This is a genomic window from Brachyspira murdochii DSM 12563 (genome assembly GCF_000092845.1).
Taxonomy (GTDB): Bacteria; Spirochaetota; Brachyspiria; order Brachyspirales; family Brachyspiraceae; genus Brachyspira; species Brachyspira murdochii.
The window spans coordinates 2314470-2326633 of the sequence record NC_014150.1; the positions used below are offsets into that span (position 1 = coordinate 2314470).

11 protein-coding genes are annotated in these 12164 nt (G+C 28.9%); 1 reads left to right on the forward strand and 10 read right to left on the reverse strand.

Translation table 11 applies throughout. The annotated features are described in order from the left end of the window. Positions 1–4: 4 nt before the first annotated feature. A complete protein-coding gene (locus BMUR_RS10205; RefSeq protein ID WP_013114481.1) occupies positions 5–436 on the forward strand; it encodes a hypothetical protein in 432 nt (143 codons plus the stop codon). Positions 437–530: 94 nt separating this feature from the next. Here the strand turns inward: BMUR_RS10205 and BMUR_RS10210 are convergent, their stop codons facing one another. The 10 genes from BMUR_RS10210 to BMUR_RS10255 all read right to left on the reverse strand — a co-directional run bounded on the left by BMUR_RS10210 (position 531) and on the right by BMUR_RS10255 (position 12089). Beyond that, positions 531–1517, reverse strand: coding sequence for a sugar phosphate nucleotidyltransferase (locus BMUR_RS10210; protein ID WP_013114482.1), 987 nt, complete (start codon positions 1515–1517; stop codon positions 531–533). A 79-nt stretch (positions 1518–1596) separates the two neighbouring features. After that, on the reverse strand, positions 1597–2151 hold the full coding sequence (locus tag BMUR_RS10215; RefSeq protein ID WP_013114483.1) for a DJ-1 family glyoxalase III: 555 nt from the start codon (positions 2149–2151) through the stop codon (positions 1597–1599). 79 nt (positions 2152–2230) lie between these two features. Then, positions 2231–2815, reverse strand: coding sequence for a tetratricopeptide repeat protein (locus BMUR_RS10220; RefSeq protein WP_013114484.1), 585 nt, complete (start codon positions 2813–2815; stop codon positions 2231–2233). Between the two features lie 88 nt (positions 2816–2903). Continuing rightward, positions 2904–3536: a bifunctional 4-hydroxy-2-oxoglutarate aldolase/2-dehydro-3-deoxy-phosphogluconate aldolase gene (locus tag BMUR_RS10225; protein WP_013114485.1), complete on the reverse strand. Its 633-nt coding sequence runs from the start codon at positions 3534–3536 to the stop codon at positions 2904–2906. A 43-nt stretch (positions 3537–3579) separates the two neighbouring features. After that, complete coding sequence (gene uxaC, locus BMUR_RS10230) at positions 3580–4986, reverse strand: glucuronate isomerase (RefSeq protein ID WP_013114486.1); 1407 nt, start codon at positions 4984–4986, stop codon at positions 3580–3582. Positions 4987–5067: 81 nt separating this feature from the next. Beyond that, complete coding sequence (gene uxuA, locus BMUR_RS10235; protein ID WP_013114487.1) at positions 5068–6135, reverse strand: mannonate dehydratase; 1068 nt, start codon at positions 6133–6135, stop codon at positions 5068–5070. A gap of 19 nt (positions 6136–6154) precedes the next feature. Continuing rightward, on the reverse strand, positions 6155–7783 hold the full coding sequence (locus BMUR_RS10240) for a mannitol dehydrogenase family protein (protein ID WP_013114488.1): 1629 nt from the start codon (positions 7781–7783) through the stop codon (positions 6155–6157). 73 nt (positions 7784–7856) lie between these two features. Then, positions 7857–9296 carry an MFS transporter gene (locus BMUR_RS10245; RefSeq protein ID WP_013114489.1) on the reverse strand — a complete coding sequence of 480 codons (1440 nt, stop codon included), beginning with the start codon at positions 9294–9296 and terminating at the stop codon, positions 7857–7859. A 73-nt stretch (positions 9297–9369) separates the two neighbouring features. Continuing rightward, positions 9370–11175 (reverse strand): beta-glucuronidase, encoded by a 1806-nt coding sequence (uidA, locus tag BMUR_RS10250; protein WP_013114490.1) that lies wholly within the window; start codon positions 11173–11175, stop codon positions 9370–9372. A gap of 41 nt (positions 11176–11216) precedes the next feature. Continuing rightward, on the reverse strand, positions 11217–12089 hold the full coding sequence (locus BMUR_RS10255; RefSeq protein WP_013114491.1) for a hypothetical protein: 873 nt from the start codon (positions 12087–12089) through the stop codon (positions 11217–11219). Positions 12090–12164: the final 75 nt, after the last annotated feature.

Here is a 12164-nt window from a genome sequence, read left to right on the forward strand (position 1 = left end):
AATTATGGAACATATAGTAGTAAGATATTTAGAGTTTGTTTTAGCCTGTTATGTTGTTAGATTTTTATCTATAAGGCTAGTATTGGAATTTCAGTTTGTTAAGAAATTTTATTATATGAGAGAGATACTTCCCGGTGTTCGTAATTGGAATAACAGACTTAAACTTGTTTATTATTTTGAGCTTTTTTCTTTTATTCAAAGTTTATTTATAGCATTATTTTTTATTGTTTTTTTCGAGTTCGTACCTTTAAAAGATCATATAAAACTAATTATCGGATTTTTAATGTACTCCTCTCTTATAATAGCAGATAAGGCGAGATTTTCTATTATACATACAAATTATCCTTATTCACTTTTTATAATGGATACAGCTATATTTTTATTTATTAGCCTATTACAGTTTATAGTGATGGCATTTATGAATGCCACTTTATAAAATACGATTATAGATAAAAAACTATTTTATTATTTTTAATATATAAAAAACATTTATGTTACTAAAGCATTTATATGCAGTAAACTTTTTTATATTAATTTTGCTCTATTGTGATAGAAGCACCTATATCCATAGAATGAGTTTTTCCTTTATAGTTAGCTTTTTCAGATATTATAGAATTATCCATAAAAGCATTTGATATACTGGCATCTTCAAATATGATGCAGTTTTTTAATATAGAGTTTTCTATCTTTGAGTTTTTTCCTATATGCACATAAGGTCCTATTACAGAATTTTCTATTTTTACATCCTTATCTATAAATACAGGCGGTATTATAGCAGTATCTTTTATTCCTTTGCTTAATATTTCATGTTTTATGATAGTTTTATTAGTTTCTATCATAGTGGACTTTTCACCGCAGTCATACCAGCCGTCTAATTTGAATGTTTTAAATATGATGCCTTCTTCTATCATATGTTCTAATGCATCTGTAAGCTGATATTCATTTTTAGTTTTTATATCATTGTTTATTATATATTCTATAGCTGAAAATAATTCTTTGGAATTTACTATATTGTACATTCCAGTAAGAGCTAAATTACTTATAGGTTCTTTAGGTTTTTCTACTAATTTAGTTATAACCCCATTATCATCTAAGATAGCAACACCGAATCTGCTTGGATTATCTACTTCGCATACTCCTAAAGCATTTTCATTTTTGCTTACTATATTTGATAAATTTAATTTGAATATAGTATCTCCTAGAATGATAAATATTTTATCATTATCTTTGATATATTCTCTTGTAAGGTAGATAGCATGTGCTAATCCCTTATATTCCTTTTGCTCTACAAATGTCAATTTTATATTTTGATATTTATTTGTTAAGTATTCAATCATCTGATCTTTTAAATAACCTACTATAAATATTACCTCTTCTAAATTCTCTATAGAAGATATTTCAGTCATAATAAAATCTATAATAGTAGAACCTGCTATAGGAAGAATTGGTTTTGGTTTTGTAATGGTATGAGGTCTTAATCTTGTGCCTTCACCTGCTGCTGGTATAATAACTTTCAATTTTCAATCCTTAAAAAAAATCTTTTATATATAATAATATATATAAAAGATTTAATAAAATCAATATAGATTTTGGTATTTATTTTATTAAATTAACTAATAAAGCATTAGCTAATTCTTCATTAGATCCTGTTAAGTATTTTACTAATTCCAAAGCAAAAAATACAGTAGTGGCAGGACCCTTAGAAGTAATAACATTGTCATTGCATACAACAATATCTTTTTCTACATATTCTCCGCCTTTAACAGCACTTTCGCAGCTAGGATAGCAGGTGTATTTTCCTTTTATAACTCCAGCCTCGCCAAGCACTATAGGAGAAGCACATATTGCAGCCACTAATTTTTTATCTTCATACATTGTTCTGATTTTTTCAATAACTCTTATATCTGCTTTAAGATTGTTCATTCCGCCGTAGCCTCCTGCAAGTGCTATAGCATCAAAATCATAATTCATAATTTTTTCTAAAGAAGCATCAGCTTTTATAACTATATTATGAGCTCCTTTTACTTCCAAATTATCAGTTAATGATGCTGTAATAACTTCTAGTCCGCCTCTTCTTAAAACATCAATGATTGTTACAGCTTCTACTTCTTCAACTCCTTCTGCTAATGGTACTAAAACTTTTTTTGACATAATCATATGCTCCTTTTGTAGTATAAAATATTAGCAGCATGATAATATTATATTACTAATATTGCAAGTAATTATATTGTTATTTAATTTTATTAATTTCATCTAAGGCTTTTTCATATCCTAAATCTGCCGATTTCTGTAAGAATTTATTAGATTTTAGTATATATTTTTCTTTTACCTCTGCATCTTTTTCATGCTTAGAGAGTATATTATAAAGTTTATATAAATCATAATAGGCTATATAGTCCTCATTGTTAAATTCTAATGTGAGTTTTAAATATTTAATTGCCTTTTTATATTTTTTCTTTTTTCTATAAGCTACAGACATTAAATAGTAAGCATCAGAATATGCTTGATTTTTTATTATTACTTTTTCTAAATCTTCAATAGCTTTATCATATTCATTTTGATACAAATAAACTTCAGCTCGGTAATAATAAGCATCACTATCATGAGGATATATTTCTATAGATTTATTGTAAGTCTCTATAGCTTTTTCATAATTTTCTATTTCATAATAAACCCTTGCTAAATTATGATATGCATCCAAATTATTATTATCAAGCTCTATAACCTTTATTAAGTCATTAATGGCTTCATCATATTTTTTATTTTGTATATTGTTTAAAGCACTGTAAAAATATTTATTTTTTTCATCAATCATTATAAATAGTCCTATTTTTAATATAATTATTTTTATTTATTATTATATATTAAAAACTATAATATTGAAATTATTAAAAAAATAAGAGTTATTTATTTAATTCTTTTATCAATTTAGAAGCCTCTTCAAATCTTTTTCTAATTTCTTTCCAGTTTTTCTCTTCCATTAAGTTTCTAGGGCAAAGCCAAGAACCTCCGCAGGCAAATACATGCTTATTTTCTAAATAATCTTTTACATTATCAATGCTTACTCCTCCTAAAGGCATAAATTTAACACCTGTATGCTGATAAACAGGAGCTATATTTTTTATCCAATTAATGCCTCCGAATAAACCAGCATGGAAAAATTTTATATATTTATGCCCATAAGCTAAACACTGCTCAAGCTCGGAAGGTGTTGCTGCACCGGGTATATAATTATATTTTTTAGTTTTAGCATATTCAAGCATAATAGGCTGAAAACCTGGGCTTATTATTATATTAGTTCCCAAATCAAGTATTTTATCAACTTGTTCTGTATTTAAAACAGTAGCAGCTGCCCTTGGAAGAGTAGGGTAGTCTTTTGCTAATATTTCTAATGCTTTATATCCGTATTCTGTTCTAAGTGTTAGTTCTATAGAAGGCAGAAACTCCAAACAAAGTTCGGCTATATTTCTTATCTCTTCTTCATTTTCTACAACCACTACAGGTATAATTTTATTTTGTATATATTTTTCAAACATAAAAACTCCGTAAAAAATAATAGATAATTTTAATTTATCATACTTAACTATTAAAGTAAATATTAGAATTATTAAAACATATATTTTCTATTATAGTACCTAAATATTTAATATCATTAGGCACTTCGCCGTCTTTTGCCCATTTGCCTATTAAATTGCATAGTATTCTTCTAAAATATTCATGCCTTGAATATGAAAGAAAACTTCTTGAGTCAGTGAGCATTCCTACAAATAAGGCTAAAGAACCGCTGTTTGCAAGCACTTTTAACTGCTCTTCCATTCCGTCTTTATTATCTAAGAACCACCAAGCAGAACCAAGCTGCATTTTACCTTTTATGCCTTCATCTTGAAAACAGCCCATAAGTGTAGAAAGCGGATAATAATCTTTATTGTTAAGACTATAAAAAATAATCTTTGGAAGTCCTCCGTTATTATTGGCAGTTTTCAATAGTGATGATAATTTTTCTATAATATTAGAATCTCCTACAGAATCATATCCTGTATCAGCACCTAATTTTTTAAACATTACTTCATTATTGTTTCTCATAGCTGAAATATGTATCTGCATAACCAGATTTGCTTCTTTATATTTTTGAGTTAATTTAATAAGTATATATGTTTTGTATTTTTCTATTTCTTCTAAAGACAATTTTTCTTTATTCATAGCCTTTTGGAAAATAGCATCTATATTATTTTCATCATCTAAATCAAAAGGTACTAATGACAAAGAACAATCGCTTGATACACAGCCTAAAGTTTTAAAATAATTTATTCTATTATATAAAGCTTCAACTAATGATTTTATATCTTTTATATTAACAGAACTTGCTTTTTCTAACTTTTTTATATATTCGCTGAAGTCCGGCATTTCTATATTAATAGCCTTGTCTGGTCTGAAAGAAGGAACTATATTTGTATCAATTTTACCTATTTGAGCTTTTCCTTCATTTATTAATTTATGGTATTCTAAATCATCTATTGGATCATCAGTAGTGCCTATTGTATGAACTTTAAATTTTTTAAGAATATCTTTAACTGTCATATTCTGTAATTTTTCATTAGCTTTTTTCCAAATTATATCAGCATTATTTTCATTTATAATTTCATAAATATCAAAATATCTTTGAAGCTCCAAATGACTCCAATGATATAATGGATTTCCTATTAAATTAGGCACAGTTTTTACCCAAGCTCTGAACTTGTCATAATCTTCAGCATCTCCTGTTATAAATTTCTCATCTATTCCATTTGCCCTCATCATTCTCCATTTATAATGATCTCCGTAAAGCCAAATTTCAGTAAGATTATTAAATTTTTTATTTTCAGCAATTTCTTTTGGGCTCAAATGACAATGATAGTCAAATATAGGACATTTAGAAGCATAATCATGAAAAAGTATTTTAGCTGTATCATTGTATAATAAAAAATCTTTATCCATAAAATTTCTCATAATATTTATCCCTCTTAATTAAAATAAATGCAATACAATTATAACTTTTATAACCGTATTGCATTAATGATATATGTATAATTATTTACTCATTTTTTCTATAGCTTCCCATAAACCTTGTAAATAAACAGCACCTAATGCTCTGTCATAAAGTCCGTATCCGGGCATAGATACTTCGTCCCAAATAGCTCTTCCATGATCTGGTCTGAAAGGTCCTTCAAAACCTATATCATAAAATGCTTTCATAATGGCGAACATATCCATAGAACCGTCGCTTGATAAATGTGCTGCTTCTTGGAATTTTCCAGGTGCAGTATACTCTAAGTTTCTAACATGAGCGAAGAAAATTTTACCTTTCAAACTTCTTACTATATCAGGTATATCGTTTTTAGGATTAGAACCTAAAGAACCAGCACATAAAGTTACACCATTACAAGGACTATTGACACTATTAACCATTCTCAAAATGTTTTCTTTATTAACTATAATTCTAGGAAGTCCAAATACAGGCCAAGCAGGATCATCAGGGTGTATAGCCATTTTGATATTGTATTTTTCACAAGTAGGCATTACAGCACTTAAGAAATATTTTAAATTTTCAAATAATTTATCATCATCAACACCTTTATACATTTCAAAAAGCTCTTTTAATCTGCTGAGTCTTTCAGGCTCCCATCCGGGTAAAACAAATCCATTAGAATTTGAATCAATTTGTTCAAACATTTTTTGAGGATCTATTTTATCTATTACATCTTGGTCATAAGATAAAACAGTAGCTCCGTCTGGTCTTACTTTTGCTAAATCGCTTCTAGTCCAGTCAAATACAGGCATAAAGTTATAACATACTAAGTTAATTCCAGATTTACCTAATACTTCTAATGTTTTTATGTAGTTTTCTATATATTTATCTCTGCTAGGCAAACCTATTTTTATATCATCATGTATATTTACACTTTCTATGCCGTATATTTTTAATCCGGCTTCTTCAACTTCTTTTTTTAATTTTTGTACATCTTCTTCTTTCCAAGCTTCTCCAACCTTACTGTCATATAAAGTTGTTATAACTCCTTTTACTCCGGGTATTTGTCTAATCTGTTTTAGAGTAACAGAATCAAAATTCTTTCCAAACCATCTTAAAGTCATTATCATAATAGAATTTCTCCTTAATTTATTTAATATATTTGTTTAAGCATTCCCTAACAGCATTTACGCCTATTATCATTTCTTTGAAATATTCTTCTATTCTGTTTCCTAGATTTATTTTTTCATCATATAAATCACAAGCAAATATAATTTTGTTTGATAGTATAGGTTTTAAATTATCTCCTACGCTATTTACATCTTTAAATTTTATGTTTTTTATATGTTTCTGCAATTCTTCAAGCATAGGATCAGGGCTTATTTCCATAGTATTGCCATTGTCATCTATTCCCATTAAATATCTAAGCCAAGCTGCTATTGTTATAGGTATTCCAATTAAAGAAGAGGTATCAAGTCCGTTTTTTACATAAGATTTTAAGGTTTCTCCATATCTGATAGGTATTTTTTGCGAAGTGTCTGCAGCTATTCTTTTAGGAGAATCTGGTATATATGGATTGACTAATCTTTCTTCGATAACCTCTTTGATGAAGTTCATTGGATTTAAAATTTTAGGATTAATAACTACTTTCATACCCTCATCATATCCTATTCTTTCAACTAGTTTTTTTAATAGAGGGTCTTTCATTTCATTATATATAAAATCATAATTTTGTAAACACCCAAATATCGCCAAAGCTGTATGAAGAGGATTTAAACAAGTAGTAACTTTCATTTTTTCAGAGTTTTTTACAGTTTCTCTGTCTGTAATATATACTCCTGCTTTAGTTAAATCAGGTCTGCCGTTTGGAAATGAATCTTCAATAACCAAATACTCCGGCACTTCCGCATTAACAAATCCAGCCATTGGATTATGTCCTACTTTGAATATCTGCATATCTTCAAGCCCTATACTTTCAAGTTTTTTTGATATAATTTCAGAAGGTCTAGGTGTAATTTTGTCAATCATACTAAAAGGAAAAGCAGTTTTTTTATTATCTTCAAGATATTCTATAAATCCATTGTCAGCAAAGCCTTTTTTTACCCATTCATTAGCTATTTCAATAATAGAATCTTTTAATCTATCCCCATTATTAGAACAATTATCAATACTAAGCATTGCTATAGGATAGGCTCCGTTTTTATATCTTTCTAAAAGCATAGCACAAGCAATACTCATAATATTTTTTGCTTTTTTAGGTTCATTTTCAATATCATAAGCAACTATTTTATTATAATTACCATTAGAATCTTTTATAGAGTAACCTTTTTCTGTTATAGTAAAACTTACTATTTGAAGCGAATCTGATATAAATATTTTTTTTAATTCTTCATAATAATTGATAAAATCAGCATGAAGTATATCAGTAATGCTTCCTATAACTTTTTTATCTATATTCCCATCACTTTTAATAGATGCTAAAAGAGTGAGATTATCGAAAGGCTTATAAACTTTTTCAAGCATTTCATAATCATCATCTCTTCCAGCACTATGTGTATCGACAGCTATTATACCAGTATTTATAACATTATCATTTAAAAGAGTATCCGCTATTCTCGCAACAAAACCTCTGAATATATTACCAGCTCCGAAATGAATCCAAGTTGGTTTTTCATTTGTATTTTTTCTAATTTGTTTTATATCATATTTTGGTATTTCTATATTATTTTTTTCAAAAAAGGTTTTATTGTTTATTAAGTTTTCAATATTAATTTTCATTTTATAGCCTCTAAGTTGTATACTAGTATATTAATTTTACAAAAATAATATAAACTGTCAAGCAAAAATTATATTATTGATTTTTAGCTTTTATCTCAGCTATAGCTCCTTGTATCTCTTCCATTTTCTCTCTAGTAAGAGGATAGAATCTCATAGCTATTATATTTAATACCCATCCAATCATAGGAGCAAGGAATACACAAAACATAGTTACCCAGAAAATTCCTGTTGTGTATGGAGTATCAGGAGTAGGCTGAGTAGTTTTGAAGCCTATCATAGCAATTAAAAGTCCTACTATAGTAGTAGCGAAAGATGATATTATTTTGTCTACGCAGCTGAATAATGTACCCATCAAACCCGGAACATATTTTCCAGATCTATAAGTTTCATAGTCGGCACAGTCGGCAGTCATAGGTATAACTATATTAGTAGATATTCCAGCAAAACCCTGCATTAATATCCATAATACTATGAATGCTATAGTAAAGAAATTAGGATTTTTAAAGCTCATAGTAGTAGGCTCTCCAAAGATAAATAATAATAATAGAAGAGCAGCAAATATTATACAGCCTATAGTACCAAATAATAATGCTTTTCTCTGACCCATACGGCTAGCTACAAATTTCATACCCAATATTATTATAATTATACTAGGTATACTATATATAGCAGAAACCTCACCGCTTAAAGCATAATTTCCGCATATTATACCGTAAAGCATAACTAATACTATAGAGTTAGATTGTATAGTAACAAAAAGTTTACTTGTAGAAGCTGCAATTACAAGCATTTGTATTGCTCTGTTTTTTGTTATAACAGTCCAATAATCTTTAAAAGTAATTAATTGAGGCTTTCCAAGTCCAAAATATTCTGTTCTGTCTTTAGTCCATAATCCTATTATAGCTAGTGCAGATAATACAGCAGATACTATTATAGTAAATATTAAGAAAGTATTAAAAAACTCAGCATTAAAACCGCCGTATTTTGGTATCCACACTTTAGAGACTACAATCTGCATACCAGCAAATAATACAACATTATAACTTCCGTCAAATATTGTAAAATAAGGTCTTTGCTTAGGATCATTAGTAAGACAAGTTTGAGCTGATTTTGTAACAACACATTGTAAAGTATATCCTATAATATATACAGCATATACCAATATAAAGAATAATAATCTCATATTTTCAGGAGCTTTATATACAAATTTGTACATTATAATACAAGATATAATCATTACGATATTTCCGGCAACTATAAAAGGTCTGTTTTTACCAAATTTTCCATTAGTTTTATCTAGTAAATAACCAACAAAAGGATCTGTTATAGCGTCCCAAATACGCATAGCAGTAAGAAGTGTAGATACCAAAACTACTCCCAATCCCAACATTCCAGTGGCATAGTATGATATAAAAAACATAAAAAACATGTATAAATTAGTAGCGGTGTTATTAAAAGCAAAAAATGCTATCTGCCATATTTTGGCTCTATGATAATTAATTGTATTATCCATATTTTGTGCCTCCTATTTTTTATAAAGGGCAGGAGAATTATTTTTAATTTCCTACCCATAGTTTTTTCAATTATTATTTTTTGTAATCTAGCGGTAATTTAGTCCATCTGCTTCTTATGTAATGAGCAACTGCTTTAGGCTGACGAGTTCTAGTAAATATACCTTTTTTATTTCCGTCTACTCTGAATATTCCTTCAGTAGTTTGGAAATCAGCAAAGTTCCATAACTGCTCGCCTATTATAAAGTCGTAACTATCAAAAACTTTGAAGTTCATTTCGTAGTATTCGCATTGATATTCCTCACTCCACATAACAGAAGGAAGTTTATGAACACCTGCATAAGTATCAGCCCCATATTCTGTAAACATAACAGGTTTGTTCATGTCTTTATAAAGGTTCATCTCTTCTCTGAATTTTTCTTCTGACATGTCTATTTCATAACCGCCCAAGAAATACCAGCCGTAATATCTGTTTAATGTAATTACATCGCATAGATGCATGCATTTGCATTTACCCGGAGCAGATGCCTGAATAGCAGCAAAAGTTTTTGGTAAGTTTTGTTTGTCTATACTTTTTGCAAAGTTGAATATATCTTCAAAGTATGGCAAAGCTTCATCTTTGGAAGTGTCAGGTTCATTAAATAAACTCCACATAACAACAGAAGGGTGATTCTTATCTCTTGTAATAAGCTCCTCTACAGCTTTTTTATGTATTTCTTTAGTTTTTGTATGTACTTCTTCCAAAGAGAAATAATCAGCTTTTGAAGCACCCGGATTTAATACAGATCCCACATCGAACATACCAACAGCAGCTATTTCATCTATAATAACTATACCTTCTCTGTCAGCAGCCTGCATTATCTCTTCACTATATGGGTAATGAGATGTTCTAAATGAATTAGCACCTATCCATTTAATAAGTTCAAAATCTCTTTTTATTACAGGAGGATTATAACCTCTTCCAGCTGTTTCACTGTCTTCATGTTTTCCAAATCCTGTAAAATAGAAAGGTTTTCCGTTTATTAAGAATTTTGTGCCTTCAACTTTTATTGTTCTTATTCCAAAGTCAAGATAATATTCGTCTATTAGCTCTTCACCGTTTTTAATGCATGCTTCAAATTTGTATAAATAAGCAGCTTTCGGATTCCACAATTTAGCATTTTTAATAACTATTTTTCCATTTTTTCCTTCGGCACTTGCTGCTTCTTTTCCTTCTTCATCGTATATTTTTACGAATACTTTATTTTCACCTGTAGTATGTACTTCGTAATTTACAATTCCGTCACTGCCGTTTATATCTGATAATATATCTATATCATAAATATATTCTTTGTTTGTAACGGTAATTTTTACAGGTCTGTTCAAACCAGCATAATTGAAGAAATCAAAAGAAGGTTTGATATATTTTTTTCCTGAAGGTTTAGTTTCTGTGTGTCCGCAAGGCAGTGTAGTATTGCTAAGCTCATTATTAACAACTACAACTAACTTATTTTTTTCTCCGAATATTCCAGCTTCATTAACTGGAGCATTGAAAGGCATAAATCCGCCTACATGCGTACATACTTCTTTTCCGTTAATATATACAGCAGCTTCATGTGTAGCACAGCCGAATCTTATATTAACATTTTTATCTTTCCATTCTAAAGGAAGATAGAATGATGTCTCATACCATATATCTCCGGCATGTTCTCTTATGTTTTTATCTGTAAAAAGATCATTAAAACTAGATGGTACAGGTATAAATGTTGTATCTTTTAATCCGTTGGCATAACCATTTTTTCTGCCTTCATTGTTTGAGTCTATTTTAAACTCCCACATTCCAGATATATCAACAACTCTTCTTGTTCTGCTTTCCCTAGGATATAACATAGAATTAACCATAAAAACAATTTCCTCCGTAAATCTATAATTTTATATATTAATTAATCAAAGAATAATTTTGTCAAGTCAATACCAACTTTAAGTTCAAATCCTAAACCTTTTTTATTTGCTTCAGATGTTCCCATTTTAAATATTCCGCCGTAGAATAATCTAGGTTCAAAGAAGAAAGTCCATTCTTCTAAGAAGAACTGTAAACGAGGATTGAATCTTATCCAATACCAACTATTGAAATCAGTTTGAGCACCTGATAATATTTTGAATTGTATTTCTGGTCTTAAAGCAAACCAATCATTGAAACGCATTTGATAAGCTACTCTAAACTCAGTACCATCATACCAGCCTTGAGTTAATTTTCCTGAATTAGGATCATACTGATTTCCTCTTAAATATATATTCTGCTGAGCCATAAATGTTATAGAGTGAGATTTGAAAGCTGCAACATCCGGAAGTTTTTTATTCAAATACATTACAAATACAAAATCTCCTGATGAAGTAAGTCCCAAACTAAAAGTATTTAAGAAATGTACATTTGCTGTTAATTCTAAATAATTAAAAGGATTAGCAAGATTTTTTCCTGGTCTGTTTCCTTCTATTCTATTCCAACCTGTAAGATTATCATATTGTGCTTGGAATATAAATCCAAATCCCAACCAAGGTACACTTTTTAATGTCTGCAAATATGTAAGTTTTGTATCAAAATTTTCCATAGTTCTTGCACCTTTAGGATTGCTTCCCAAACCTGTTAGATCTCCTGAAGCATATTCAACATAAAAACTTAGCATTTTCATTGAGCCGGGATATACATTGAAAAATTTAAATGCTGGATTTGTTTGCGTATTTGCTGCCTGCTGAGCGAATACTGCAGAGCTTGCTAATAATGCAATACTTATGATACTAATAAATAATTTTTTCATAATAAAAACTCCTTTACTAACATACTAGTATTTTAGTAAAATAAAATACCATTGTCAATAAAAAACAGAACTTTT